General features: G+C 54.8%; 28 protein-coding genes and 1 tRNA gene. 13 read left to right on the forward strand and 16 right to left on the reverse strand.

The window, feature by feature from the left end:
• Positions 1–63: 63 nt before the first annotated feature.
• The 4 genes from AAIR21_RS07220 (at position 64) to AAIR21_RS07235 (ending at position 4,753) form a co-directional block, all read left to right on the forward strand.
• The gene (locus AAIR21_RS07220) at positions 64–2,742 is read left to right on the forward strand and encodes a toprim domain-containing protein (protein WP_434680480.1); all 2,679 of its coding nucleotides are present in this window, start codon (positions 64–66) and stop codon (positions 2,740–2,742) included.
• A gap of 492 nt (positions 2,743–3,234) precedes the next feature.
• Positions 3,235–4,224, forward strand: a complete 990-nt coding sequence (locus AAIR21_RS07225; protein WP_434680482.1) for a phage integrase — start codon at positions 3,235–3,237, stop codon at positions 4,222–4,224.
• A gap of 30 nt (positions 4,225–4,254) precedes the next feature.
• Positions 4,255–4,593: a terminase gpP N-terminus-related DNA-binding protein gene (locus tag AAIR21_RS07230; protein WP_434680484.1), complete on the forward strand. Its 339-nt coding sequence runs from the start codon at positions 4,255–4,257 to the stop codon at positions 4,591–4,593.
• Positions 4,568–4,753, forward strand: a complete 186-nt coding sequence (locus AAIR21_RS07235) for a hypothetical protein (RefSeq protein WP_434680486.1) — start codon at positions 4,568–4,570, stop codon at positions 4,751–4,753. The genes AAIR21_RS07230 and AAIR21_RS07235 overlap by 26 nt, the downstream gene beginning before the upstream one ends.
• A 574-nt stretch (positions 4,754–5,327) precedes the next feature.
• On the opposite strand, the gene AAIR21_RS07240 is transcribed toward AAIR21_RS07235, so the two are convergent.
• A complete protein-coding gene (locus AAIR21_RS07240; protein ID WP_434680488.1) occupies positions 5,328–5,522 on the reverse strand; it encodes a hypothetical protein in 195 nt (64 codons plus the stop codon).
• Between the two features lie 167 nt (positions 5,523–5,689).
• Here AAIR21_RS07240 and AAIR21_RS07245 point away from each other — a divergent pair, with 167 nt between their 5' ends.
• The 5 genes from AAIR21_RS07245 (at position 5,690) to AAIR21_RS07265 (ending at position 8,110) form a co-directional block, all read left to right on the forward strand.
• A complete protein-coding gene (locus AAIR21_RS07245) occupies positions 5,690–6,439 on the forward strand; it encodes a hypothetical protein (protein ID WP_434680491.1) in 750 nt (249 codons plus the stop codon).
• Between the two features lie 15 nt (positions 6,440–6,454).
• On the forward strand, positions 6,455–6,691 hold the full coding sequence (locus tag AAIR21_RS07250; protein WP_434680494.1) for a hypothetical protein: 237 nt from the start codon (positions 6,455–6,457) through the stop codon (positions 6,689–6,691).
• 304 nt (positions 6,692–6,995) lie between these two features.
• A complete protein-coding gene (locus tag AAIR21_RS07255; RefSeq protein ID WP_434680497.1) occupies positions 6,996–7,199 on the forward strand; it encodes an ogr/Delta-like zinc finger family protein in 204 nt (67 codons plus the stop codon).
• Between the two features lie 355 nt (positions 7,200–7,554).
• Positions 7,555–7,848: a type II toxin-antitoxin system RelB/DinJ family antitoxin gene (locus AAIR21_RS07260; RefSeq protein ID WP_434680499.1), complete on the forward strand. Its 294-nt coding sequence runs from the start codon at positions 7,555–7,557 to the stop codon at positions 7,846–7,848.
• The gene (locus AAIR21_RS07265; protein ID WP_434680502.1) at positions 7,835–8,110 is read left to right on the forward strand and encodes a type II toxin-antitoxin system RelE/ParE family toxin; all 276 of its coding nucleotides are present in this window, start codon (positions 7,835–7,837) and stop codon (positions 8,108–8,110) included. The genes AAIR21_RS07260 and AAIR21_RS07265 overlap by 14 nt, the downstream gene beginning before the upstream one ends.
• 88 nt (positions 8,111–8,198) lie before the next feature.
• Here the strand turns inward: AAIR21_RS07265 and AAIR21_RS07270 are convergent.
• Positions 8,199–8,274, reverse strand: a tRNA-Ile gene (locus AAIR21_RS07270).
• A 124-nt stretch (positions 8,275–8,398) separates the two neighbouring features.
• Here AAIR21_RS07270 and mug point away from each other — a divergent pair.
• On the forward strand, positions 8,399–8,905 hold the full coding sequence (gene mug, locus AAIR21_RS07275; protein WP_025202984.1) for a G/U mismatch-specific DNA glycosylase: 507 nt from the start codon (positions 8,399–8,401) through the stop codon (positions 8,903–8,905).
• Between the two features lie 83 nt (positions 8,906–8,988).
• Here the strand turns inward: mug and rpoD are convergent, their stop codons facing one another.
• From rpoD to rpsU, 3 genes are all read right to left on the reverse strand, one after another.
• Positions 8,989–10,836, reverse strand: a complete 1,848-nt coding sequence (gene rpoD / locus AAIR21_RS07280) for an RNA polymerase sigma factor RpoD (protein WP_020883616.1) — start codon at positions 10,834–10,836, stop codon at positions 8,989–8,991.
• Between the two features lie 150 nt (positions 10,837–10,986).
• Positions 10,987–12,732: a DNA primase gene (gene dnaG / locus AAIR21_RS07285; protein ID WP_047366600.1), complete on the reverse strand. Its 1,746-nt coding sequence runs from the start codon at positions 12,730–12,732 to the stop codon at positions 10,987–10,989.
• Positions 12,733–12,846: 114 nt separating this feature from the next.
• Complete coding sequence (gene rpsU, locus AAIR21_RS07290) at positions 12,847–13,062, reverse strand: 30S ribosomal protein S21 (RefSeq protein WP_001144069.1); 216 nt, start codon at positions 13,060–13,062, stop codon at positions 12,847–12,849.
• A gap of 236 nt (positions 13,063–13,298) precedes the next feature.
• On the opposite strand from rpsU, the gene tsaD reads away from it, so the two are divergent.
• Positions 13,299–14,312, forward strand: a complete 1,014-nt coding sequence (tsaD, locus tag AAIR21_RS07295; RefSeq protein WP_020883618.1) for a tRNA (adenosine(37)-N6)-threonylcarbamoyltransferase complex transferase subunit TsaD — start codon at positions 13,299–13,301, stop codon at positions 14,310–14,312.
• Between the two features lie 40 nt (positions 14,313–14,352).
• Here tsaD and ureG read toward each other — a convergent pair whose 3' ends face one another.
• The 10 genes from ureG to plsY all read right to left on the reverse strand — a co-directional run bounded on the left by ureG (position 14,353) and on the right by plsY (position 22,134).
• Complete coding sequence (ureG, locus tag AAIR21_RS07300) at positions 14,353–14,970, reverse strand: urease accessory protein UreG (protein WP_014171666.1); 618 nt, start codon at positions 14,968–14,970, stop codon at positions 14,353–14,355.
• 9 nt (positions 14,971–14,979) lie between these two features.
• Positions 14,980–15,654, reverse strand: coding sequence for an urease accessory protein UreF (locus AAIR21_RS07305; RefSeq protein WP_049023872.1), 675 nt, complete (start codon positions 15,652–15,654; stop codon positions 14,980–14,982).
• Positions 15,654–16,193, reverse strand: a complete 540-nt coding sequence (locus AAIR21_RS07310) for a HupE/UreJ family protein (protein ID WP_020883621.1) — start codon at positions 16,191–16,193, stop codon at positions 15,654–15,656. The genes AAIR21_RS07305 and AAIR21_RS07310 overlap by 1 nt, the downstream gene beginning before the upstream one ends.
• Positions 16,194–16,202: 9 nt before the next feature.
• Positions 16,203–16,673, reverse strand: a complete 471-nt coding sequence (gene ureE / locus AAIR21_RS07315; RefSeq protein ID WP_073396362.1) for an urease accessory protein UreE — start codon at positions 16,671–16,673, stop codon at positions 16,203–16,205.
• A gap of 9 nt (positions 16,674–16,682) precedes the next feature.
• Positions 16,683–18,386, reverse strand: coding sequence for an urease subunit alpha (ureC, locus tag AAIR21_RS07320; RefSeq protein WP_183516716.1), 1,704 nt, complete (start codon positions 18,384–18,386; stop codon positions 16,683–16,685).
• Positions 18,379–18,693 (reverse strand): urease subunit beta, encoded by a 315-nt coding sequence (locus AAIR21_RS07325; protein WP_040018813.1) that lies wholly within the window; start codon positions 18,691–18,693, stop codon positions 18,379–18,381. Before AAIR21_RS07325 ends, ureC begins: the two co-directional genes overlap by 8 nt.
• 10 nt (positions 18,694–18,703) lie before the next feature.
• Positions 18,704–19,006 carry an urease subunit gamma gene (locus tag AAIR21_RS07330; protein ID WP_003862556.1) on the reverse strand — a complete coding sequence of 101 codons (303 nt, stop codon included), beginning with the start codon at positions 19,004–19,006 and terminating at the stop codon, positions 18,704–18,706.
• Positions 19,007–19,016: 10 nt separating this feature from the next.
• Positions 19,017–19,844, reverse strand: coding sequence for an urease accessory protein UreD (locus tag AAIR21_RS07335; RefSeq protein WP_014171660.1), 828 nt, complete (start codon positions 19,842–19,844; stop codon positions 19,017–19,019).
• Between the two features lie 116 nt (positions 19,845–19,960).
• Positions 19,961–21,427: an MFS transporter gene (locus tag AAIR21_RS07340; RefSeq protein ID WP_183516715.1), complete on the reverse strand. Its 1,467-nt coding sequence runs from the start codon at positions 21,425–21,427 to the stop codon at positions 19,961–19,963.
• A gap of 92 nt (positions 21,428–21,519) precedes the next feature.
• Entirely contained in the window at positions 21,520–22,134 is a 615-nt protein-coding gene (gene plsY / locus AAIR21_RS07345; RefSeq protein ID WP_049023326.1) for a glycerol-3-phosphate 1-O-acyltransferase PlsY, read from the reverse strand.
• A gap of 107 nt (positions 22,135–22,241) precedes the next feature.
• On the opposite strand from plsY, the gene folB reads away from it, so the two are divergent.
• Complete coding sequence (gene folB / locus AAIR21_RS07350; protein ID WP_020883629.1) at positions 22,242–22,610, forward strand: bifunctional dihydroneopterin aldolase/7,8-dihydroneopterin epimerase; 369 nt, start codon at positions 22,242–22,244, stop codon at positions 22,608–22,610.
• A gap of 107 nt (positions 22,611–22,717) precedes the next feature.
• Entirely contained in the window at positions 22,718–23,539 is an 822-nt protein-coding gene (gene bacA / locus AAIR21_RS07355) for an undecaprenyl-diphosphate phosphatase (protein ID WP_014171656.1), read from the forward strand.
• A 10-nt stretch (positions 23,540–23,549) separates the two neighbouring features.
• Here bacA and AAIR21_RS07360 read toward each other — a convergent pair whose 3' ends face one another.
• Positions 23,550–24,791, reverse strand: coding sequence for a multifunctional CCA addition/repair protein (locus tag AAIR21_RS07360; RefSeq protein WP_020883630.1), 1,242 nt, complete (start codon positions 24,789–24,791; stop codon positions 23,550–23,552).
• Positions 24,792–24,844 lie beyond the last annotated feature (53 nt).

Genomic DNA, 24,844 nt, shown 5'->3' on the forward strand with positions numbered 1-24,844 from the left:
TAAATTGTTTTTATTATATGCGCTGACCGCGCAGGTTGGCGCACGCTTAAAGAGGGTTTTTTCATGATGAATAATATAGCAGGCGAAATTGTTCAACGCCTTATTCATGATTTCGAATTTAAAGAAAATGGAAAATATTTGCAGAATGGCAAGTGTCCGCAGTGCGGTAAGCGTGAAATGTTTACCAGCATCGAAAAGCCTTTCATTGTGAAATGCGGGCGTGAAAATAAATGCGGAACTGAAATTATCACCAAAGAGCATTATGCAGACCTTTTCTGCCAGTGGTCAGATCGCTATATCTCCACGCCAGAAAAGCCGCACGCGGCGGCAGATGCTTATCTGTCAGTGGCTCGCGGGATCGATATATCTCGTTTTGGTGGCTGCTATACGCAGGAGAACTTTGTTAAAGGCGGCGAAGCAAGCGCCACTGTTCGTTTCGCGCTGGCCGGCGGCACCTTCTGGGAGCGTCTGATTGACAGGCCGGAGCGCTTTGACCGTAAGGCCAATTTCAGGGGGAGCTATGGCGGCCAGTGGTGGCAACCGCCCGGAACCGACCTGGCGAAGGCTAAACAGTTGTGGATTGTTGAGGGCTGCATAGATGCCCTCAGTCTGGCACAGAACGGCATAACGGCCGTTTCCATCATGTCCAGTAATAACTACCCGGATAAGGCGCTGGCGGCGCTTTTAGCCATCATCAACGGCGGATATAAGCCTGCTCTGGTGTGGGCGCTGGATAGTGATAAGGCCGGGCAAAAGGCGATCAAAAAGTTCGCTAAGCGTAGCCGTGATGAAGGCTGGATTGCTCGCGCTGCGCAAATCCAGGAAGGGAAGCAAAAGCGGGACTGGAACGATCTGCACCTGCTCGGGAAACTGGAGAAGCATCACACCAATAAATACCGCCATCTTGGTGATTTATTGCTGGCAGAAAGTGCGGCAGAGAAAGCGCACCTGATGTTTGATTATTCCGGGATCAATGAATTTCACTTAGATTTTGATGGCCGGTTGTACTGGTTCAAGCTCGACATAGAGAAAAACGCCAAGGCCATCGAGCGCATCCAGAACGAAGATAACCGTTTGAGTCGTAATGAGACTAAGGCGAGAGCGCTTAAAGAGTCCGGTGGCATCAAAGAGATAGCTAACTGCATGCCCGAGCCGCTCTATTTCCAGCGTTCAGAACCAACAGATGAAGCCTGGTATTACTTCCGCGTGAGTTTCCCCGGGGCGACTCCGCCGGTCAAGGGAACGTTCACGTCATCACAGATAGCAAGTGCCGCAGAGTTCAAGAAACGTCTGCTGCACGTTGCTAAAGGAGCTATCTACACCGGCAACACAAACCAGCTTGATCGCATTATTCAGCGTGATTTACCGGCGATTAAAGAAGTCCAGACACAAAAATTCATTGGCTACAACAAGGATTGGGGGGCGTGGGTATTCAATTCGCTGGCGGTGTCTGGCGGGCGTGTGATTCCGCTTAACGGAGAGGATTACTTCGAGATCGATAAGCTCAGCGTGAAAAGCCTGAGTAGCACGCCAGTGCTGGAAATTAACCCCGACCTGACATCCTTTCGCACTGAATGGCTAGATGATTTGTGGATAGCGTTTGGAGTGAAGGGGTATGTGGCATTGGCCTTCTGGTTTGGTTCGCTGTTTGCCGAGCAGCTGCGAGAGAAACATAAATCATTTCCGTTCCTTGAGATTTCCGGCGAGCCGGGAACCGGCAAGAGTACCCTGATTGATTTTCTCTGGCGCCTGTGTGGACGCGATGAATACGAAGGTTTTGACCCTTCAAAATCGACGAAGGCCGGTGGAACGAGGAATTTTGCGCAGGTTGGCAATCTTCCGGTGGTGCTGATTGAGGGGGATCGCACTCAGGACAATGCCAGGCAGCGCGGTTTTGATTTTGATGACCTGAAAGCGCTTTACAACGGGCGCAGTGTCCGCACTACCGGCGTTAAATCAAGCGGGAATGAAACCTACGAGCCGCCTTTTCGCGGGGCTATCGTCATCGCTCAGAATGCCGAGGTTGAGGCGTCCAAAGCACTACAGGAACGTATTGTTCACCTCCAGACAGACAAAAGCGGTCAGACCCAGCAAACCCGCGAGGCAGCGGAACGTCTGGAGAGGGTAGCGGTGGAACAGGTTTCCGGGTTCATTCTGCTGTCCGCGATGGCTGAATCCAGCGTTATGGCCAGCATAGACAAACACTACGAGGCGGCAAAAGTGGCGATGGAGGAGAACGAAGAGATTGCGCACAACCGTATCGCCAAAAATCACGCCCAACTCATCGCCCTGGTTAAGTCGCTACCCTGCATAGTCGATATACCTGAAGAGAGGATCGCCAGCACCTGCGAGGCGATTACCGGGCTTGCTGTGGAGCGCCGTAAGGCTATCAGCGCCGATCATCCCCTCGTCGTGGAGTTCTGGAACATCTTCGATTTCCTGGATGGTGATTCACCGTTTGGCGTGAACCACAGTGGCAAGGGGAATGATAAGGATTTTTCCGTGAATTTTTCCCAGATGTCGCAGGAGGCTAGTGCGCTGAGGGTGGATATTCCTTTTGAGTTACGTGATGTCAAGCCGCTTTTGAAAACCAGCAGGTCGCGCGTTTATGTAAGAGAGGGGGCCGTCAGAAGCGAGATCAGTAAACAGAAAAATACCGGAAAAGGCAGTTCGGCCCCAAAAGTCTCCGAGGTGGTTAAATGTCTCATCTTTCGCGCCAAAGATGCCGGAAGTGATTGTTAAACAAATAACAAACACATCAGTAACATGGTTGCTACATTTTCGGGCTTTTTCAAAATGTTAGGGGGGTGCTCGGAAAGTGGTTACAACGGTTACAAAAAAAATTAATGTATATATCTATATGATTAATATCAATTTTTAAACTGGTCTAAGGAGTTACAAAAGTGGTTACAAACCGGTTACACGTAACCACTTTTTTTTGGTCAGAGTAACCCGTTGTAACCAATGGACGGTTACAAGGTTTATTTATATATATCATCGCTTTATTCAATTTTCTGGAAGTGGTGTAACCCGTTGTAACCAAAACATGGTTACAACATTTATTTATATAAAACATTGAGTTACGTTATGTTTTTTTGGCTGTAACCATTGTAACCACTTTCCGAGCCCCCCCCCCCACCCTGGGGATTTTTGGTGATTTTTCTGTTTACATAAAATTAACAATTTGAGGGCGTTTTTCCCCTCGGCGTAACGGTTGTTTTTGGAGGTTTTTACATGGCAATTAAAAAGCTTGATGATGGGCGTTATCGGGTGGATATCAGGCCAAACGGCGTGGCAGGGAAACGAGTCCGCAAGGCGTTTAATACAAAAGCTGAGGCTCAGGGCTTTGAAAGGTATGCGCTGGTTAACTATCACTCAAAGGAATGGCTGAATCGACCAGCAGACAAGCGAGCACTGGAGGAGTTGATTGATTTGTGGTGGGTGTATTTCGGACGAAATGAACGGTATGGTGAAGATATGAAGGCTAGGCTTAAGAAGGTGTGCAGGGAGATGAGAAACCCCAGGGTATCGCACATCACCAGCAAATCCCTGACAGAATACAGGTCTGAAAAGCTTCACGCAGGGCTGAAAGCGTCCAGCATTAACCGCGATCTATTTGCGCTGTCTTCGATGTTTACTGCGCTTATCGATGCTGAAGTTTTCTCTAATGAAAATCCCGTTCGTGCGCTTCGCAAATTGAAGGTTTGCACCCCTGAAATGGCGTTCCTGAGCGATGAGGAAATATCGTCGCTAATCGCGGTCCTAACTGGCGACCTGCTCAATCTTGCCATCCTGTGCCTTTCTACCGGGCTAAGATGGGGGGAGGCCAGCGAGCTAAGGGCTGAGCAAATCATGGGGGAGCGCGTAGTGCTCTCTCAGACCAAAAATGGCAAAGGCCGAACCATCCCGATCTCGCCAGAGATTCGGGAGCGGGTAAAAACTAAGCGCACCGGAAGGCTTTTCAGGGTCGATTATCGTGAGTTTCGCCAGATACTGAAAACACTTAAACCGGATCTCCCCAAAGGGCAGGCCACGCATGTTTTGCGACACACTTTTGCCAGTCATTTCATGATGAATGGAGGAAATATTGTCACGTTGCAAAAAATATTGGGCCACTCAACGATCCAACAAACGATGGTTTATGCACATTTTTCGCCTGATTATTTGCAGGAGGCGACAAAGTTCAACCCGCTTAATGAAAATAAATTTCTTTTTCAACAATGAGTTAATCTGACTATTACTGGAGATGAGAATATGACTCAGAATGACAAAAATGATCCACCACGACATCAGGCTAAAAGGCTCTACCTCTCCGGCTTCTCCGTTAATGAGATCGCTGAGAGGCTATCGATAAAAACCGCCACCCTCTACACGTGGAAAAAACGAGATGGGTGGGGATGTGGTGGTAAACAACAGGCTCATGACGCTACGTTACAGGCGTATCTGAGACTAATTGAACTGCCGCCCGAGGAGATGACAGATCGCCAGCTTCATTTGCTGGATCGTTATGCCTCCCTGCTGGCAACGCTGAACGGCGCAGGTGATTCCACTGACAGGAAAAAGCACGATGCGCAGAGCAACGGAAAACAGTGACAGCCCCCGTGACGCGCAGGTTGCGGCTGCTCTTAAGCTGTATCTTGAACTGATTGAGCGCCACCCCGACGAACTGACGCCGGGGGACATGCAGCTTATTGAGCGTCTTGGTGTGCTGATTTGTTCCTTTGAGGTACATCGCAACTCTCCCGCCCCTTAATTTCTCTCTATGCCGCCACGCTGGCGGCGCTTTTTATTCCCCCTGATTTTACCCTCCGCAGCATGAAAAAAAGTGAAGCATAAATGACGATTATCACCTGCTTTTTGAAGATAAAAATCAGGGTGGTTTATTCACTTATAAATGGCAGACAGGCCAGAACTGACGCACTTCGGCACCCGATGAATGATGCAGGCCATCATTCGGGTTTCATGCACACAAAAACGGTGTGCGGGTGTGGTGGGGGACGCCCCCACGCAGAGGGGGCAGGCATAGCCATCCCCCGGAGACCAAAGAGAGGGTGCCGTAGATGCGCCTTGCTGCGCGTTCACCTTGTTTTTGCTGGAACAGCATCAACGCGGCAACGCCTGCCAGCGAGCCGCACAGCGATGATTTGATTATCAGGTGATGTAAAGGTTACTGAGCCGGGTAGCCTGAACCGTGGATCTTCAGTGTTCATCTCGGGCCGGGGCGGGCGATGTTTCGTGTGGCGGTGTTAGCTCGCCTCATGGCGAGGCAGTCAATGACCCTGTTGCTTCGCAGGTATGATGGCGTGACGCGTAAAGCTCTGGCCGCGTTACTGGCTAAGGTCAGATGGGTTATGGACAGCAGAGGCCAGCGCCTCACGCGAGGCGGTGAGCAGTAGCTTTTTGGCGCAGGTTGCCCACGACTCGCCGCGTTGCTGGCTCAGGATGGTAATAATTTGTTCTGTTTCATAATGCAGACGGATGGATTTCATTACGGTGTGGCGGGTTCGGCGTGGGGCTGACATTGTGCAATCTCCTTGGCGGTGTGGTTGCCGAAAATGATAAGCAAGACCGATAAAAGTGAACGTCACTTTGCTTTGTAGCAACACCACGACAAACAACACGGCGCGATTTCCTCCCAGCTTTTCTTCATCCTTTAACCCTGAAAACACACACCGCATAAGGATCGAATATGCCCCCCATCGGTAACAACGAAAAGAATGATGTGGAAGCGCAGCAGGAGGCCAGATCTCGCCTTGATGGCTGTATCGCCACTTTTGATTTGCACTATCAGGAACTACGGGATGCAGAGAAAAAATTACACAATCTCCAGGCATCACGCGATCGCGCTCAGCAGAAGATCGGGGAGAGTTCCCGTAAGTGGACTGCGCTTATGGCGGCCGGCGACGGCTCTATGTCAGAGGAGGCCGACGCGCTGGATAAAGACATTGCCGATGCCACGCGACTTGTGGAGCGCTTAACGCCTCTGGTTGAGGAGCAGGCAATCGCCGTTCTACGGTTACGCATTCCAGCCAGGAAAGCCGCGCTTGACTGTAAAAATGCGCATCAACAGGCCGCAGAATACGCGATTGATTCCGCTCTCACTGAGGTGATGCAAACACTTCCCCTGCTAGTCGCTCAGCCTGTGAAGCAACTGATCGGCCTGTGCCAGCTCGCGGGCATTCGCGATGATTATGCGCGCAGAGCGGTAACTGACGCTGTCGATAAGATCATGAAAGGGGATTGCCGGGATGTTTCCCGCGTCGCCATAGAGCAGAATGATGGCACCAGCCGCGCACTGACGCTATATCCACCCTCTCTCTCCGTTGATGTAGCCAAATCCCTTCGTTTTGCGCCGTCGGTGGTGCAGGAAAGGTTAATGAAGGATGATCCCGCGTTTGAGCGCCGTCTTGCGCTTGGACAGGAAAAAATGCGGGCATAAACAGAGGTTAATTTAATGAAAAATACAGTTTCTATCACCCTAAAAGGGCAGCGCTTTGAGCTGACCTGTGAAGAGCTTAAACAGCATGTCATGGCCTGTTGTGATATGGGGCTTGTTCATTTCTCTGCGCCGCAGGATGGCATTAATCGTTATGTTGACCAGACGCGAGGATTCAGGTCGGGGCAATTTTACAGCGGGCAGCGTGATGCGTCAGGCGGAGGTAATAGCGCCGAAATGGAGGTTGACTACTGATAGCGCTTTGCGCTCAGCCATTCCGAGTGTGGGCGGGATGGCATCGTTACCGTGCCTGGCGCTAAAGCATCACGCTATCGATGATGCGGGATTTGGGCTAGCACCTACTTTTCCCCTGCGTGACAGGGGCGGCTGAACGTCCTGCAGCATAGTTTTTTTCGTCTGTACCTGTCACATAACCAGTGAGACGGGCATTTATGGCGGTGTTGGCCGGTAGCGCTCAATTCCTGCCAAAAATCATTATGCGCCAGTCATCTGCCCACGAATTGATATAATGTAACAAGTTAGTCATGGGGTCAGCCGAATGTTTAAATGCCCTGAGTGCCGAACGGCATCCAAAACCCGCACCAGTGAGTACCTGTCAAATGCTGTCCAGCGCTCTTACCATCAGTGCCAAAATTTGCAATGTGGCCTGACTTTTTGCACGCTAACCGAGGTGACGCACACCCTTAACCGCGGTGAAACCAGCAAGTTGCGTAGTGATACTTGCTCATCAGACCGCACATAGCCGCTTTTTGTCAGTTCCCGTCACACCTCATATAAGTATCAGCAATCAGCCCCGCAAGCGGCAGAAATGCCGTTTCGTCAGCATGGGCGGCGTGATGGCTTAGCCAGACTGGAAATTCCACCTAGCTACTGGCATGGCGTGGCAGGACTCCGCCGATTCATGCCGGCGCGCACTTTTTAGCTTCCGGCAGGCAAAAAACGGGAACGAAATAGAAAAATCACCAACCAGCGGGACGGATAAGCACTCATTTTTCTGTTTCGTTACCAAAAAACGCCGTTTAGGCGATTTTCTCTCTTTTGTATCTCATTTGAGATACACTTAACATATCCATAAGGCAGTTAAAGAGAGGATCAAAATGGCTCAATCTTCGATGATGCATATCCGCATAGATGACCAGTTAAAAAACGATGCCGCCGCAACGCTGGCAGTGCATGGCCTCACCGTGTCCGATGCGGTGAGGATCCTTCTTACCCGCGTTGTGAAAGATGGCGGACTACCCGCCAATCTGGTTACAGATCCAGAAAGCTATGATGCATGGTTCAGGGCTAAGGTGCATGAGGCCATGAGCGACACCCGTACCGTGCCGCACGAGCAGGTTATGAGCGAGGCGCAAAAGCTGATAGACAGGAAGCGCCATGCGAGAAATTGAATGGCGGCAGGCGGCGCAGGTTGATTTGCTGGATATTGTGGAATATATCGCCGACGACAACCCGGATGCGGCTCAGGCGCTTTACGACGAAATCAATGCAAAGGTCTCTGCGCTGGCCGGAAATCCGTTCCTGTATCGACAGGGGCGCGTTACTGGCACGCGAGAGATGACCATCAGGCATAATTACATCGTTGTTTATGGATTCGATGACAGAAAAATAGATGTTTTGAGGGTGCTGCACACCTCCCGCCAGTGGCCTTAAGGTGCCTACATGGGGGCTGGCGGTAGCCTTTTGGAATCCTGAGAAAAGCGAAAGGGTTACGATTTTCATCGTAACCCTTTGTTTTATATGGTGGCCCCTGCTGGACTTGAACCAGCGACCAAGCGATTATGAGTCGCCTGCTCTAACCACTGAGCTAAGGGGCCGTGGCGGTGAATTATAGAGGAACTCCCTTCAGCAATCCAGCCATTCACACCTGCCTGCTGTTTTTATAAACAATGCATAATCAATCCTTTATACTTCCATAAGGATGTATCAATGGGAGTAGAGATGATCAACGATATTCTGGCCCCGGGCTTGCGGGTGGTGTTTTGCGGGATTAACCCGGGGAAGTCCTCAGCGCACACCGGTTTTCACTTTGCCCATCCGGGGAATCGCTTCTGGAAGGTTATCTACCAGGCCGGGTTTACCGACAGGCTACTGAAGCCTGAAGAGGAGCAACACCTGCTGGATACGCGCTGCGGGATTACCATGCTGGTCGAGCGGCCCACGGTACAGGCGAGTGAGGTGAACCTGCATGAACTGCGCAGCGGTGGGCGGGAGCTGATTAAGAAGATTGAAGATTATCAGCCGGCAGCGCTGGCCATCCTGGGCAAGCAGGCTTACGAACAGGCGTTCAGTCAGCGCGGTGCGCAGTGGGGCAAACAGGCCATCACCATTGGCGTCACGCAGGTGTGGGTGCTGCCGAACCCGAGCGGGCTTAACAGGGCAACGCTGGATAAGCTGGTGGAGGCGTATCGGGAGCTGGATGAGGCCCTGGTTGTGCGTGGGCTGTAGGGCGGTGTTTCCTTGTCCCTGAGGGGCGGAGAAAATGCAAAAAAAAAGCTCCCTAAAGGGAGCTTTTTCACTGACAGGATCGATTAATCGTCCAGGAAGCTACGCAGTACTTCAGAGCGGCTTGGATGGCGCAGTTTACGCAGCGCCTTCGCTTCGATCTGACGGATACGTTCGCGGGTAACGTCGAACTGTTTACCCACTTCTTCCAGCGTATGGTCGGTGTTCATATCGATACCGAAACGCATACGCAGCACTTTTGCTTCACGGGCGGTCAGGCCAGCCAGAACGTCGTGTGTTGCAGCACGCAGGCTCTCGGTCGTCGCAGAGTCCAGCGGCAGCTCGAGGGTGGTATCCTCGATGAAATCACCCAGATGCGAATCTTCATCATCACCGATTGGTGTTTCCATGGAGATTGGCTCTTTGGCGATCTTCAGCACTTTACGGATCTTGTCTTCCGGCATCAGCATGCGCTCAGCCAGCTCTTCTGGCGTTGGCTCGCGGCCCATCTCCTGCAGCATCTGGCGGGAGATACGGTTGAGCTTGTTGATGGTCTCAATCATATGCACCGGAATACGGATGGTGCGCGCCTGATCCGCGATAGAGCGGGTGATAGCCTGACGGATCCACCAGGTAGCATAGGTGGAGAACTTATAACCACGACGGTATTCAAACTTATCAACCGCTTTCATCAGACCGATGTTGCCTTCCTGAATCAGATCCAGGAACTGCAGGCCACGGTTGGTGTACTTCTTGGCGATAGAGATAACCAGACGCAGGTTCGCTTCAACCATCTCTTTCTTCGCACGGCGGGCTTTCGCTTCACCGATGGACATACGACGGTTGATGTCTTTAACCTGCTCAATGGTCAGGCCGGTCTCTTCTTCAATCTGATGCAGTTTCTGCAGGCCGCGGAACACGTCTTCTTTCACGTCATGCAGTTTTTCAGACCACGGCTTGTTCATCGCGATAGCCGCGTTGAACCAGGTTTCGCTGGTTTCGTTGCCGGTGAAGAGGGTGATGAAGTTCTTCTTCGGCATTTTGCACTGCTCAACGCACAGTTTCATGATGATGCGTTCCTGGGTACGTACGCGATCCATCATCACGCGCATGCTGTTAACCAGGTAGTCGAACTGTTTAGGCACTAGACGGAACTGTTTGAAGACTTCAGACAGTTTCAGGATCTCTTCCTGTGCGGCTGCGTGGCTGCGACCTTTTGCTTTGATGGTGTCACGCGTGACTTCGTACTGGGTACGCAGCTCGGCAAACTTCTCGCGCGCCAGTTCCGGATCGATGCTGTTGTCATCATCGGCGGTGTCGTCGTCGGCATCTTCCTCATCTTCGTCTTCGTCATCATCCATCTCTTCCTGAGACAGTTCAGAACCCACGTGAGTGGCGGTCGGTGCCATATCTTCTTCAGCGTTCGGGTCGACAAAACCGGTGATCAGGTCAGACAGGCGCGCTTCTTCCGCTTCAACACGATCGTACTGCTCCAGCAGATAGGTGATCGCTTCAGGGTATTCGGCAACAGAGCACTGAACCTGGTTGATCCCGTCTTCGATGCGTTTCGCGATGTCAATTTCGCCTTCGCGGGTCAACAGTTCAACGGTACCCATTTCGCGCATGTACATGCGGACCGGGTCAGTGGTACGCCCGATTTCAGATTCCACGCTGGACAGGACCTGTGCAGCAGCTTCTTCCGCATCTTCGTCAGTGTTGTTGGAGGTTTCAGCCAGCAACAGATCATCGGCATCAGGTGCTTCTTCCATCACCTGAATACCCATGTCATTGATCATTTGGATGATGTCTTCGATTTGATCTGAATCGACGATATCTTCCGGCAGATGGTCATTGACCTCGGCATAGGTCAGATAGCCTTGCTCCTTACCGCGTTGGACAAGAAGTTTCAGCTGTGACTGCGGGTTTTGCTCCATAAGACGGTATCCACACTTAATTCGTTTGATTGGTGTCGGCGATGGGGCTGCCAACCTTTAAAGCGAGGGCGTACTTATATTTGTGCCGCTGCCTCTCAGTGCGGCTGCCGGGGGCTTCCCGATCGATATTCGGCACTTAAGCCGTTGAATTCATTTTTTTGCCAGCTCCTGGTTCAGCATCCAGAGTTCCCGGCGTTCTTCGCTGCTTAAGCCGTGTGTGCGCTCGCGAGCTATCAACTCTTCCTGGCGCAGCTCAAGCATCGAATCAAACATATGGTTGAGTGAGTCGGTGAACGTTTTTTCTGCAATATCCTTATCTGCTATATCGTCCCACATCGACAGTTTTTCAAGGGTAGCAGCCTCTTTTGTGCCGCGATAATGTTCTAAAAGTTGTCCGGTGGTCAGACCTGGCTGAGACAAACAAGTGTTGACCAATTCTGAAAATAAGCCAAGCCCGGGCAATTTTTCGTGGTTCAAACCCGCCAGCGATGGCACTTGCGGAGCAAGTTCGGGGTTTTGAACCAGTAACCCTATCAGTATACGCATGGTTGTGCGTTTTAGCTGAGGCGCGGGACGAACCGCACCGTTTTCAGACTGTTTAGGCATTAAACGTTCAAGCTGGCTGTCATCCAGAATGCCGAGTTTGTTGCCTAGCTCCTGACGCAGATAGATGCGCAGCGTTTCGCCGGGCACCTGACTGATTAACGGCAGCGCCAGCGTGCTGAGCTGCGCGCGCCCGTCAGGGGTACTCAAATCGACCTGCGGCATCAGGCTGTTAAACAAAAACGTGGAGAGCGGCTGAGCCTGCTCGATCCGCGCTTCAAACGCCGCTTTGCCCTCTTTACGCACCAGCGTATCCGGGTCTTCACCGTCGGGCAGGAACATAAAGCGTAACTGACGCCCGTCGGTCATATAAGGCAGTGCGGTTTCCAGCGCACGCCAGGCGGCGTCGCGCCCTGCACGGTCACCGTCGTAACAGCAGATGACATTGTTAGTCACCCTGTACAGCAGCTGAATGTGATCGGCTGTGGTTGAGGTGCCCAGAGATGCAACCGCATAGTTGATGTCGTACTGCGCCAGCGCGACGACATCCATATAGCCTTCGACGACCAGAAGGCGCGGAGGTTCCGCGTTATCCTTCAGCGCCTCATAAAGACCGTAAAGCTGGCGGCCTTTATGAAAAATATCGGTCTCCGGGGAGTTGAGGTACTTCGGCAGGGCATCACCCAGCACGCGACCACCAAAACCAATCACCCGGCCACGCTTGTCGCGGATCGGGAACATTACCCGTTCGCGGAAGCGGTCGTAGCTTCGTCCCTGGTCATTGGTGACCAGCATGCCGGCATCGATAAGAGACTTACGATCTTCGCTATTGCCGCCAAAACGCTTTAACACGTTGTCCCAGCCGGGCGGAGCGTAACCAATAGCGAAACGCGCAATCACATCGTCACTCAGTCCGCGCGCTGTCAGGTACTGACGCGCAGGCTCAGCAGCAGCGTGCTTAAGAGACTGTTGATAAAACGAGTTCAGACCATCCATCAGTTGGTACAGCGTCTGCCGTTGATGGCGCTCGATCTGGCTTGGTCCACTGCCTGCTTCATACGGCACTTCAAGGTTGTGCATCGCCGCCAGCTCTTCGACGGTTTCAACGAACTCGAGCTTGTCGTAGTTCATTAAAAAATCGACAGCATTACCGTGAGCACCACAGCCGAAGCAATGGTAAAACTGCTTTTCACCGTTTACGGTGAAGGAGGGGGTTTTTTCGTTATGGAAAGGACAGCACGCATGGTAGTTCTTGCCCTGCTTTTTCAGCTTTACCCGCGCGTCGATGAGATCGACGATGTCGGTTCTGGCTAGCAGGTCATTGATGAATACGCGTGGGATTCGTCCGGCCATATGCCCCAAAAATTTTAGTAACTCATAAACGAAAACAAGCCGCGCATTCCTTCCGGAAGCACGGCCTTACGACTACAACTCTGTCTGTCATTGAGGGCTGAGGCCCTCAATTGATTAGTACAGACGAGTACGGCGTGCGTTTTCGCGAGCCAGTTTCTTCGCGTGACGTTTCACAGCAGAAGCTTTAGCGCGCTTACGTTCGGTCGTTGGTTTTTCATAGAACTCACGACGACGAACTTCAGCCAGAACACCTGCTTTCTCGCATGAACGTTTGAAGCGACGCAGTGCAACGTCGAACGGCTCGTTTTCACGTACTTTAATTACCGGCATGTAACTCTCACCTTTGATAAATTCGGTTTGCCGCTGGCATCAACGCCAGCTTATTTCAAAATGGTGCGGAATTTTACTGCAAATGCTGCTGCTTTGTAAAGCACCGACGCGTTTTTGAAAGGGACTTTAATAAGGGTGAGGAGTATACACGAGGCTTCTTCCTGGGGCGAACAAAGTTTTACATCAATCCGCATTGGCCCTACACTGCGCGGTATTGAAACGAGGTAAAACAAGTCATGCGTGTACTGGGTATTGAAACATCCTGCGATGAGACCGGCATCGCCATTTACGACGACGAAAAAGGGCTTCTTGCCAACCAACTGTATAGTCAGGTGAAATTACACGCTGACTACGGCGGCGTCGTGCCTGAACTGGCTTCTCGTGACCACGTGCGTAAAACGGTTCCCCTGATTCAGGCGGCGCTGAAAGAAGCCGGGTTGAGCTCTACTGATATTGATGCTGTAGCGTATACCGCAGGCCCGGGCCTGGTGGGTGCGCTGCTGGTCGGCGCAACGGTGGGCCGTTCGCTGGCATTCGCGTGGGATGTGCCGGCCATTCCGGTTCACCATATGGAAGGGCATCTTCTGGCACCGATGCTGGAAGATAATCCGCCTGCGTTTCCTTTTGTGGCGCTGCTGGTTTCAGGTGGCCATACCCAGCTGATTAGCGTAACGGGGATTGGCAAGTATGAGCTGCTCGGCGAGTCCATTGACGACGCAGCCGGTGAGGCCTTCGACAAAACGGCCAAACTGCTGGGTCTGGATTATCCTGGCGGTCCGATGCTCTCGAAAATGGCATCGCAGGGCACGGAAGGGCGTTTCGTCTTCCCGCGTCCGATGACTGACCGTCCAGGGCTGGATTTCAGCTTTTCCGGTCTGAAAACCTTCGCGGCCAATACCATTCGCAATAATGACGATAGCGAGCAGACCCGTGCTGATATCGCCCGTGCGTTCGAAGACGCGGTGGTCGATACCCTGATGATCAAATGCAAACGCGCACTGGAAAAGACCGGCTTTAAGCGTCTGGTGATGGCCGGGGGCGTCAGCGCCAACCGCACGCTGCGTGCAAAACTCGCGCAGATGATGCAAAAGCGTGGTGGGGAAGTATTTTATGCCCGTCCGGAATTCTGTACCGATAACGGGGCGATGATCGCCTACGCGGGTATGGTACGTCTGAACGCTGGCGCGACCGCCGATCTGAGCGTCTCTGTACGTCCACGCTGGCCGCTGGCGGAGTTGCCGGAGGCGTAATGCCTGACCCTCTCCCGCCAGGGAGAGGGGATTTAAACGGTTACACCCGCAACATCCCTTTCTCTTCCAGAAATGTCACGATCGTCGCCAGTCCGTCGCCCGCCTTCAGATTGGTGAAGGTCCACGGGCGCTCGCCGCGCATGCGGTTGGTGTCACGCTCCATTACTTCCAGTGAGGCCCCCACATAGGGGGCCAGGTCGGTTTTGTTGATCACCAGAAAATCGGATTTGGTAATCCCTGGGCCGCCCTTACGCGGGATCTTCTCCCCTTCAGCGACGTCAATCACATAGATCGTCAGGTCAGCCAGCTCCGGGCTGAAGGTGGCGCTCAGGTTGTCACCGCCGCTTTCAACGAAGATCAGGTCCAGATTGCCAAACTTTTCGCTTAACGCTTCCACTGCCGCCAGGTTCATTGAGGCATCTTCGCGGATTGCGGTATGCGGACAGCCGCCCGTCTCCACGCCCACGATGCGCTCTGGCTCAAGGGCCCCCGCTTCGGTGAGAATGCGCTGATCCTCTTTGGTGTAGATATCGTTGGTCACCACTGCCAGGTGATAGGTGTCGCGCATTGCTTTGCAGAGTGCTTCCAGTAACGCGGTTTTGCCCGACCCCACCGGGCCGCCCACGCCCACGCGCAGGGGATGTTTGTAATCAGCCATGTTGTCTCCTCAGGAACGGAATAATCGTGAATATTGTGTTTCGTGGCGCGCAGAGGCGATGGCCGACAGCGGCGTTGCCGCACCCAGCGCGTCGTCGCCACGCAAAAAAGCCGGTTCAAGCCCGGCGGCAAAGTGGTCGCTCAGGTCGATAATCAGCTGCTGCGCCGCCTGTTGCCCGAACGGCACCAGCTTGACGCCCGCCATGACCGCGCTCTCAATCCAGCTGTAGCCCAGGCTCAGGGCCAGCTCATGGGCGCTAATGCCCCAGCGTACTCCGAGCCACGCCATGCCGCTGAGCTGGCTTTGCATAAACAGCGTCCGCCACTCTGCCGGACAGTCTGGCTCCCAGCTTTTGAGCAGGCGCGTAAAGGCCGCCCCGCGGTTGCGTTCCTCTTCACGCAGTTCACGCGTTTCCCGGCAGGCGAGAAGGTAGGCCGTCCAGCGTGTTGCCGTCGCCAAATCGTTTTGCTCGCACGCCTGATAAAGTCGGGAAAACAGCGGCAGATCGACACAGAAAAAGCTCTGCTCCATCTGCAGGATCTGCCAGTTTTTGAACGCCTCAGCATCGGGGACCCAGCCTGCTTCTACGGCCCACTCCAGCCCCTGCGACCAGGTGAATGACCCGACCGGAAGGCTGCTGCTGGAGAGCTGCATCAGGCGCAGCCGCTGGCGGACGTGCTCCATCAGCTCATCAGCGCCAGCAGCGCAGAGACAATCAGCCCGCCACCAAAGGTTTTACGTAACCCGTCGTGACGGCGCAGCAGCAACCCGGCGGCGAAGCTGGCGCACAGCACCGTGGCACTGGCAAACATAAAGCCGCTGGTGAAGAGCCAGAAGTTATGGCCAGACATCTCTACCCCGTGCGCCCAGCCGTGGAACATTGCCAGCGCCGGCACGGCCAACAGCAGGCGATTTTCGGTTTTAAACATCATCGCGCCGCAGACCGCCAGCGAGGCGATAATCAGCATTTCCATGCCGCTAAAGCCGCCAAGCAGGCTGCCTGCAACGGCCCCGGCCAGCATCATGCCGAGAGTGGCAAGGGGCAGCAGCAGCTTGCGCCCGCTCAGGGCCGAAAGTACGCCCGCACCGGTTAGCATCAGCAGATGATCAAGACCCGTCAGCGGATGGAAAAAACCGGCCTGAAAACTGTCTGTGCCGTGTCCGGGATGCGCCAGGGCAGGAAGAGAAAAGGCCAGCAGTAGCAGAGGTAAAAACGTACGCATGATGAATCCTTAATGTGAATGAGCGTGAGAGTGACTATGGCTATGGCTGTGGGCATCGCTGGTATACGCCCCTGCTTCCGGTTCAAACGGGAGGGTGGCAAATGTCACCTCGAGCCCGAACTGGCGCAGCATGTCATCGAGCACATGATCGTGGTGGTAGCGCAGCTCGCCGGGCATGATCTGCAGCGGCACGTGGCGGTTGCCGAGGTGGTAGCAGGCGCGGGCGAGCAGGAACGGATCGTCGCAGCGCACCACGGAGACCGATTCCGGCGCGGCGATCACCTCGATCACCTCGCTGCCGTCGTCAGTGGTCAGCAGATCTCCCCCGCGCAGCAGCAGGCCGCGCGGCAGCATCAGCCCGGCTTCGCGGCCGTCATTCAGCGCCACGCGGGCACGGCTTTTCACCCGGACTTCAATCGGCAGCGTGACGCTGGCGGTTATCGGATGGGCATGGTCAAGGCGTTGGGTCAGGTAGATCATCGTCACTCCTTAAAACAGGAAATAGCGTTGGGCCATCGGCAGAACGTCTGCCGGCTCGCTGGTAATGAGCTCGCCATCAACGCGAACCTCGTAAGTTTGTGCATCAACGGTGATGTTGGGCTGCAGGCTGTTGTGGATCATGTCGGCCTTTTTCACCGTGCGGCAGCCTTTGACGACGGCTATGCCGCTCTGCAGGCTGAGCTGGTGCGAAATGCCCTTCGCATCGGCAACCTGGGAGACAAACGTCAGCCGTGTCGCATGGCGCGCGGCACCCAGCGTGCCAAACATCGGACGGTAATGGACCGGTTGCGGCGTTGGGATAGAGGCGTTGATATCCCCCATCGGCGCGCAGGCGATCATCCCGCCTTTCACAATGGTGGCGGGTTTGACGCCAAAGAACGCGGGGGACCAGACCACTAAATCCGCCAGTTTCCCGGCCTCAATCGAGCCCACTTCATGAGCAATCCCGTGGGTCAGCGCCGGGTTAATGGTGTATTTGGCGATATAGCGTTTCACGCGGTAGTTATCGTTGTTCCCGGTCTCTTCCGGCAGTGCGCCGCGCTGAACCTTCATACGGTGCGCCACCTGCCAGGTACGAATAATCACTTCGCCGACGCGACCCATTGCCTGGGAATCGGACGAGGTCAGCGAGAAGGCTCCGATATCGTGAAGGACATCTTCCGCAGCGATGGTCTCCCGGCGAATGCGTGATTCAGCAAAGGCGACGTCCTCGGCGATATCCGGGTCGAGGTGGTGACATACCATCAGCATGTCGAGATGCTCGTCGATGGTATTCACCGTGTAGGGCAGCGTCGGGTTAGTGGAGGAGGGCAGAATATTCGGGTGCGCGCAGGCAGTAATAATATCCGGTGCATGTCCGCCGCCCGCCCCTTCCGTATGGAAGGTGTGAATGGTCCGTCCGCCGATAGCCGCCAGCGTGTCCTCAACAAACCCGGATTCGTTCAGCGTGTCGCTGTGCAGCGCCACCTGAATATCCATCTCCTCCGCCACCGCCAGTGAGCAGTTGATGGCTGCAGGCGTCGCGCCCCAGTCTTCGTGGATCTTCAGCCCGATGGCACCCGCTGCGATCTGCTCGCGCAGGGCATCAGGGTTGGAACCGTTACCTTTGCCAAGCAGGCCGATATTCACCGGTAGTGTATCGGCCGCCTGCAACATCCGCGCGATATACCAGGGCCCTGGCGTACAGGTCGTGGCGTTGGTGCCTGCCGCTGGGCCCGTGCCCCCACCAATCATGGTGGTGACGCCAGAGACCAGCGCCTCTTCCGCCTGCTGCGGGCAGATCCAGTGGATGTGCGTGTCGATCCCGCCGGCGGTGACAATTTTCCCTTCGGCGGCGATCACTTCTGTCGCTGCGCCAATCGGGATCGTGACCCCGGGCTGTATATCCGGGTTACCGGCTTTACCCACGGCAAAGATCCGTCCGTTTTTTACGCCAATATCGGCTTTAACGATCCCCCAGTGATCGATAATCAGCGCGTTGGTCAGCACCAGATCCACGCAGCCGTCGGATGTCATCTGCCCCTGGCCCATACCGTCGCGGATCACCTTTCCGCCGCCGAATTTGACCTCTTCGCCGTAGACCGTGAGATCGTTTTCCACTTCTATCCACAGCTCGCTGTCGGCCAGACGCACTTTATCGCCAGTGGTGGGGCCGAACATATCGGCGTAGGCCTGGCGTGAAATTTCAGCCATTTTTCACCTCTCCCATCACCTCGCCGCGAAAGCCGAAAATACGCTGCGCGCCGCTGACCTGAACCAGCGTCACCTCGCGCTTCTGTCCGGGTTCGAAACGCACGGCGGTGCCTGCCGGAATATTCAGCCGATAGCCTTTGGTGGCTTCCCGGTCGAATTTCAGCGCCGGGTTAATCTCATAAAAGTGGTAGTGCGATCCCACCTGGATCGGTCTGTCGCCATGGTTTTCGACGATCACGTTTTGCGTGTCTCGCCCAACGTTGATCGTAATGTTTCCGGATTGGATCTGGTATTCGCCTGGGATCATCACGCGCTCCTTATACGATCGGGTTATGGACGGTGACGAGCTTTGATCCGTCCGGGAACGTCGCTTCCACCTGAATGTCGGGGATCATCTCCGGTACGCCTTCCATCACCTGGTCGCGCGTCAGGACGTGACGGCCCGCTTCCATCAGTGAGGCGACGGTTTCGCCATCGCGGGCGCCTTCCATAATAAACGCGCTGATCAGCGCGACTGATTCCGGGTAATTCAGTTTTACCCCGCGCGCAAGGCGGCGTTCGGCAACCAGCGCAGCGGTAAACAGCAACAGCTTGTCTTTTTCTCTGGGGGTCAGTTCCATAACGTTTCTCTTATGTCTGCCAGATACGCGGCGAACAGGCGGTTTTGGGGGTTAAAAGCGGGCGAAGCGACTGCCAGATATCGCGCATCACCCGCTGGCAAATCAGGTTGTCGTGGGAGAGAAAACGCACCGACAGCAGATCGTCTGTGAGCGTTGCCCCGGCAAAGTGGCTCAGCGGCGTCAGCAGCTCGCGCACCGTTTCGAGGTGCGCTTCCCTGGCCGGAAAGAACAGCAGCGTGCCGACCCACGGGAGACCTGCAACGGGCGTGAGATCGCCATTGCTGAGGTGCTGACGTTCAATCAGCCGTGGCTCATCGTCGACCCAGATCTCAAGGCGGCTTTCCAGCGTGCCGTGGCTGAAGGTTTCGCCGATCACCGGGCGACCCAGACAGTACAATTCCCACGCCAGCAGCGTACTGGAAGCCTTCAGATGAAAAACGGAACGCAGGGCGGCATTCGCACCGGGAAAGATAATGGTGTCCTGCGGCAGCCACTCCAGCGTAGCCTCATCGTCGAGCCAGAAGTGCTGATTGAGACAGGCCTGCGGGCCGCTGCTGCGATAGAACTTGCTCGCGCCGGGCATGGTGATCAGCGCATGGCTTTTCGCGTCCAGATGCACCGAAATATCCAGCGTATCGCCGCCGACTATCCCGCCTGGCGGGTGCAGTAAATACAGGTGGCAGGTGTCGCCTTCGGGATAAAAAGGTCGCTGTACGGTGAGGGGCCCGATGTGATGAGCAGCGTGCAGGAGGGTTTTCTCAGGGGTGTAACAAAACTGCAGGGCGAGCGATGCCTGCCAGCCTTTGTAAGAATTATCAGTGACCTGAGCTGCTAACATGCTGCATCCATCTGCTCATCATCGGGAGACGTTTCAGTATGCCCTGGCAGAAATGAAGGCTGTCATATGAGTCGCTTATGGATAAAAAAACCGGCTCAAGGAGCCGGTTGAGAAGGTTATCGATAATCCTCTGCATCCACATCATAGCCGGACGGTTCCCAGTGGATCGCCAGTAGCGAAGCCAGCCCGATAAACGGTGCCAGGGCGATCACCCAGAACACGGCGGTATCAAGAGAGGCCACCAGCAGCGGGAACAGAAACAGCGAGAGCGTAGAACTGCTGCGCATCAGCGTCTGGTTAAGGCCCACGCCCACGCCGCGCAGAGAGGTGGGATAGCTCAGGGACGCAAACGTCATGGTATGGGCGCCGGGCCCAAAGCCCTGACCGAACAGGAACAGCGCCAGCATCGCGACGGCGATAATGCCTTCCGATACGCCTTCCGGACGACCAATCAGCGCCAGCCCCAGCAGAGCAACAAGCTGACAGGCGTAGCCCGCCAGTGACATCCGCCACGCGCCGAAACGCGGAACATAGCGCACTGCCAGCAATCCGCCGACGAAGGCAAACAGCAGGTTTAGCACCAGCGAGATCAGAATAGTGGTCAGCATCGACTGCACAAAGAAGCTGGAGATAATGACCGGCAGACCAAATGCGACGGCGTTATAGGCGAAAGACGACACCACCGAGAGCAGGGTGGCGAGCGTGGTACGTCGCAGATAGACGCCACGGAACAGGTGCAGATAGTTTGCCCACTTCGCCTTGTTGACCACCGGTGCCGGTTGGTTAAGCGCATCCTGCGGCACGTGGGCGTTGATGTTATACGATTGCCGCAAGATAGCGGCCGCCTCTTTCAGGTTGCCCTGATTCGCCGCCCAGACCGGGGACTCGCTCATGTAGCGGCTACGAATGGCGATAATCACCAGCGCAGGCACCGCGCCAAACCCCAGGATTAAGCGCCACAGCCAGTCGCTGTGACTTTCTGGCAGTACGGCGTAGAAGAATAACACCAACAGGTAAGAGATGCTGATTGCGGCATACCAGGTTGGGCACCACATTGCCACGCTGGAGGCCTTGTTTCCGGGGCCTTTGAGCCTGGCGAACTCGCTAAGAAACGCCATCGCCACCGGCAGATCGATCCCCACGCCGAGGCCCATCACAAAGCGTGCGCCCGCCAGCGCATATTCGTTGGGTGCCAGTGCACAGGCGATGGCCGCTACCACGAAGAACAGCATGTCGGCCATAAAGACGCGGTAGCGTCCGATCTTGTCCGTGAGATAGCCACCCAGTAGCGCCCCGACAATCGCACCAAAGGTAATGGCCGAGGCCACCATGCCGGTACCGGCAGGGGTGAGATTAAATTCGCGGGTGATGTCTTTGATGCCGAACGCCAGCGCACCAAGGTCGTACGCATCGAGGAAAATACCGCCCAGCGCGATACCGACTACGATGCGGGCGTTGGCCCGACCCTGAGAACCGTCGTTGACCAGACGTGAAACGTCAGAGGCGTTACGTACCCACTTGATGTCGCCATCAGGCGAATGTCCTGCCGTTGAAAGGGGAGTTGTGTCTGTAATGTCTGCCATTTTCTTTTTGTGTGGTTGTGTTGTGTCATTAACAGTTACCACAGGCAGAGGGTGACCAAAATCACATTTGGTTATAAGGCATAACTAACCCCTTACGGGGCGTCTTTTTTCTTTCTCCTGAGCTTCGACCAGATTTTGGTCTCCTGGCGACGCCACAGGCGCTGAATATTATCGTGATGACGCAGCAGGATGAGGCAGGAGAGCATCGACACCGGGAAGGTAAACTGCGGTTTGAACCACCAGACATAGAATGGCGCGATCAGCGCGCTGACGATGGCGCCCAGTGATGAGTAACCGCTCAGAAGAATGGTCAGTAGCCAGGTGCCGGCCATCACGCCGGTTAAGTCCCAGCCGATAGGGGCAATAGCACCAAAGGCGGTGGCGACGCCTTTACCACCTTTAAAACCAAAGAATACAGGCCAGATATGGCCGACACAGGCGGCGATAGCAATGAGCCCCAGCCAGAACGGCGTTACGCCCAGCGCATACGCTCCCCAGACGGGTAACATTCCTTTCAGAACATCAAAAATCAATACCGCTACGGCTGCTCCCTTGCCGCCAATTCGTAGTACATTGGTCGCCCCCGGATTCCCGGAACCACTTTCGCGCGGGTCAGGTAACCCGGCAATGCGGCAGACCAGAATGGCGCTGGAGATTGAGCCGCAAAGGTAGGCGAGGAGGATCATTCCAGGCGCGATTGCACTCATAACGCTGTTCCGTTTTGAAAATGTATCTGTATTCTCAGCATCTGTGGATAATACGCATAATTCGCCGGAAGTGGTATCCGGTTTAGCCAAAAAGCAGGCAGGTCGTGATGGATATTGTATTTATAGAGCAACTTTCGGTAATCACCACTATTGGTGTTTACGACTGGGAACAGACCATTGAGCAGAAACTCGTGTTCGATATCGAAATGGGCTGGGATAACCGCAAGTCAGCAAAAAGCGACGACGTGAATGACTGTCTGAGCTACGCCGATATCAGTGAAACGGTCGTGGGCCACGTCGAAGGGCAACGTTTTGCGCTGGTGGAGCGTGTGGCAGAAGAGGTGGCCGAGCTGCTGCTGAGCAAGTTCAACGCACCGTGGGTACGCATCAAGTTGAGCAAACCGGGTGCCGTGGCGCGTGCCGCTAACGTCGGCGTGATCATTGAGCGTGGCACAAATCTGAAAGGGAAGATTTAACGTCATAATAGCTAAACCATTTTAGGTTATACCGGTCTTAAAGCTGTATCTTTCACGGTTGTCCGCGTGGGACACCGTTTTTTTTATATCTTTTTAGGGGTTTATAGATGAGCGATATGCACTCGCTGCTGGTGGCGGCAATACTGGGTGTGGTCGAAGGATTGACTGAGTTTTTGCCGGTTTCCAGTACGGGCCATATGATTATCGTTGGCCATCTGCTGGGCTTTGAAGGCGATACCGCAAAGACGTTTGAAGTTGTCATTCAGTTGGGGTCTATTCTGGCGGTCGTTGTGATGTTCTGGCGTCGTCTGTTCGGGCTTATCGGTATCCACTTTGGCCGTCTTCCTCAGCGCGAGGGTGAAAGCAAAGGTCGCCTGACGCTTATCCATATTCTGCTTGGCATGGTTCCGGCAGTGGTTCTGGGCCTGGTTTTCCACGACACCATTAAATCGCTGTTTAACCCGATTAACGTCATGTATGCGCTGGTCGTCGGCGGTTTCCTGCTGATCGCGGCAGAACTGCTGAAGCCGAAAACGCCACGCGCGGAAGGTCTGGATGACATGACCTACCGTCAGGCGTTTATCATTGGTTGTTTCCAGTGTCTGGCGCTGTGGCCGGGCTTTTCACGCTCAGGCGCGACCATCTCTGGCGGGATGCTGATGGGCGTTAGCCGCTATGCTGCGTCGGAGTTCTCGTTCCTGCTGGCGGTGCCGATGATGATGGGCGCGACCGCACTCGACGTCTATAAAAGCATTGGCTTCCTCACCACGGGTGACATTCCGATGTTCGCCGTGGGCTTTGTCACCGCCTTTATCGTGGCGCTGATCGCCATCAAAACCTTCCTGCAGTTGATTAAGCGTATCTCGTTTATTCCGTTCGCGATCTATCGCTTTATCGTGGCGGCTGCGGTTTACGTGGTCTTCTTCTGATCGACGGCCCTCAGTCTTTAGGCTGAGGGCAATGCTTTTCCTTCCAGTCCGTCACCGCCTGAATTCGACGTTTCGTCAGCTCTTCCCGGATTTCCGGTCCCTTGAAACCCGCCTCGACAACCGCTTTAGTCGGTACCGCTTTTGCCACTTCCCACGCTGCGCGTAACAGCCGGCCCTGCGGATAATCGCAGGCTTCAAAACCGGTGCGGCCACGTACGTCGGCTTCGCTGGTCAACGCGATCTGCTCGACGCGCTGGGGTTTGCGCCATGCGTCGATGTTATCAAACAGCTTAACGATGGTGGCCGGTTTGAGGATCGGGAAGGTGTGGATCAGGTCGTGAAATTCCGCCACCAGTCTGGCGAGATCGCGGATCTCGTTGGGTACCCGCAGGCGCTGGCAAAGCCCTTCGACCAGCTTCACCCCGGCAGGACCGTGGCCATGGTGGCGCGGCCACATGGCTTTTGGCGTTAATCCTTTGCCGAGATCGTGGCACAGCGTTGAAAAACGCACATCCACCTCGGGGCTGAGCATGGCAGCCATACTCAGGGTCATCAGGGTATGCACGCCGGTATCGATTTCCGGGTGCCATTTCGCCGGGGCGGGCACGCCGAACAGCGCGTCAATTTCCGGGAACAGCACTTTCAGTGCGCCACAGTCACGCAGCACCTGGAAAAAGACCTGCGGGTTGCGGGTAGTAAGGGCGTTTTCCGTCTCTTTCCAGACGCGCTCTGGCGTGAGGTGGGCCAGTTCGCCCGCCTCGGTCATGGCGGTCATCAGTGCCAGGGTCTCATCGGCAATGCGGAAGCTCAGATGCGCGTAACGCGCCGCAAAGCGCGCCACGCGCAGCACGCGGAGCGGATCTTCAGAAAACGCCGGGGAGACGTGACGCAGCAGTCGATTACGCAGATCGTCCTGACCGCCATACGCGTCAATAATCTGGCCGTCTTCGTCCTGCGCCAGCGCGTTGATGGTGAGATCGCGACGCAGGAGATCTTGCTCCAGCGTGACGTCCGGTGCGGCATAGCAGGTGAAGCCGGTATAACCCGAACCGGATTTCCGTTCGGTACGCGCCAGGGCGTACTCCTCACGACTTTGCGGGTGCAGAAACACGGGAAAATCGCGGCCTACCTGCTGGTAGCCCGCGTTAAGCATTTCTTCAGGTGTGGCTCCCACCACCACCCAGTCTTTATCTTTGACCGGCAGACCTAACAACGCATCACGTACCGCACCACCGACCAGATAACTCTTCACGCCCTGTACTCCCGTTTTCTCTTTTCGCAAGATAATACGTAAGTCTGGCAGAG

The organism is Enterobacter sp. PTB, assembly GCF_051130085.1.
GTDB lineage: Bacteria > Pseudomonadota > Gammaproteobacteria > Enterobacterales > Enterobacteriaceae > Enterobacter > Enterobacter ludwigii.

Excerpts from the sequence above, each read along its gene's own strand:
- AAIR21_RS07220 (WP_434680480.1), top strand. The coding sequence starts at position 64 with ATGATGAATAATATAGCAGGCGAAATTGTTCAACGCCTTATTCATGAT.
- AAIR21_RS07225 (WP_434680482.1), top strand. The coding sequence starts at position 3,235 with ATGGCAATTAAAAAGCTTGATGATGGGCGTTATCGGGTGGATATCAGG.
- AAIR21_RS07230 (WP_434680484.1), top strand. The coding sequence starts at position 4,255 with ATGACTCAGAATGACAAAAATGATCCACCACGACATCAGGCTAAAAGG.
- AAIR21_RS07235 (WP_434680486.1), top strand. The coding sequence starts at position 4,568 with ATGCGCAGAGCAACGGAAAACAGTGACAGCCCCCGTGACGCGCAGGTT.
- AAIR21_RS07240 (WP_434680488.1), bottom strand. The coding sequence starts at position 5,522 with ATGTCAGCCCCACGCCGAACCCGCCACACCGTAATGAAATCCATCCGT.
- AAIR21_RS07245 (WP_434680491.1), top strand. The coding sequence starts at position 5,690 with ATGCCCCCCATCGGTAACAACGAAAAGAATGATGTGGAAGCGCAGCAG.
- AAIR21_RS07250 (WP_434680494.1), top strand. The coding sequence starts at position 6,455 with ATGAAAAATACAGTTTCTATCACCCTAAAAGGGCAGCGCTTTGAGCTG.
- AAIR21_RS07255 (WP_434680497.1), top strand. The coding sequence starts at position 6,996 with ATGTTTAAATGCCCTGAGTGCCGAACGGCATCCAAAACCCGCACCAGT.
- AAIR21_RS07260 (WP_434680499.1), top strand. The coding sequence starts at position 7,555 with ATGGCTCAATCTTCGATGATGCATATCCGCATAGATGACCAGTTAAAA.
- AAIR21_RS07265 (WP_434680502.1), top strand. The coding sequence starts at position 7,835 with ATGCGAGAAATTGAATGGCGGCAGGCGGCGCAGGTTGATTTGCTGGAT.
- mug (WP_025202984.1), top strand. The coding sequence starts at position 8,399 with ATGATCAACGATATTCTGGCCCCGGGCTTGCGGGTGGTGTTTTGCGGG.
- rpoD (WP_020883616.1), bottom strand. The coding sequence starts at position 10,836 with ATGGAGCAAAACCCGCAGTCACAGCTGAAACTTCTTGTCCAACGCGGT.
- dnaG (WP_047366600.1), bottom strand. The coding sequence starts at position 12,732 with ATGGCCGGACGAATCCCACGCGTATTCATCAATGACCTGCTAGCCAGA.
- rpsU (WP_001144069.1), bottom strand. The coding sequence starts at position 13,062 with ATGCCGGTAATTAAAGTACGTGAAAACGAGCCGTTCGACGTTGCACTG.
- tsaD (WP_020883618.1), top strand. The coding sequence starts at position 13,299 with ATGCGTGTACTGGGTATTGAAACATCCTGCGATGAGACCGGCATCGCC.
- ureG (WP_014171666.1), bottom strand. The coding sequence starts at position 14,970 with ATGGCTGATTACAAACATCCCCTGCGCGTGGGCGTGGGCGGCCCGGTG.
- AAIR21_RS07305 (WP_049023872.1), bottom strand. The coding sequence starts at position 15,654 with ATGGAGCACGTCCGCCAGCGGCTGCGCCTGATGCAGCTCTCCAGCAGC.
- AAIR21_RS07310 (WP_020883621.1), bottom strand. The coding sequence starts at position 16,193 with ATGCGTACGTTTTTACCTCTGCTACTGCTGGCCTTTTCTCTTCCTGCC.
- ureE (WP_073396362.1), bottom strand. The coding sequence starts at position 16,673 with ATGATCTACCTGACCCAACGCCTTGACCATGCCCATCCGATAACCGCC.
- ureC (WP_183516716.1), bottom strand. The coding sequence starts at position 18,386 with ATGGCTGAAATTTCACGCCAGGCCTACGCCGATATGTTCGGCCCCACC.
- AAIR21_RS07325 (WP_040018813.1), bottom strand. The coding sequence starts at position 18,693 with ATGATCCCAGGCGAATACCAGATCCAATCCGGAAACATTACGATCAAC.
- AAIR21_RS07330 (WP_003862556.1), bottom strand. The coding sequence starts at position 19,006 with ATGGAACTGACCCCCAGAGAAAAAGACAAGCTGTTGCTGTTTACCGCT.
- AAIR21_RS07335 (WP_014171660.1), bottom strand. The coding sequence starts at position 19,844 with ATGTTAGCAGCTCAGGTCACTGATAATTCTTACAAAGGCTGGCAGGCA.
- AAIR21_RS07340 (WP_183516715.1), bottom strand. The coding sequence starts at position 21,427 with ATGGCAGACATTACAGACACAACTCCCCTTTCAACGGCAGGACATTCG.
- plsY (WP_049023326.1), bottom strand. The coding sequence starts at position 22,134 with ATGAGTGCAATCGCGCCTGGAATGATCCTCCTCGCCTACCTTTGCGGC.
- folB (WP_020883629.1), top strand. The coding sequence starts at position 22,242 with ATGGATATTGTATTTATAGAGCAACTTTCGGTAATCACCACTATTGGT.
- bacA (WP_014171656.1), top strand. The coding sequence starts at position 22,718 with ATGAGCGATATGCACTCGCTGCTGGTGGCGGCAATACTGGGTGTGGTC.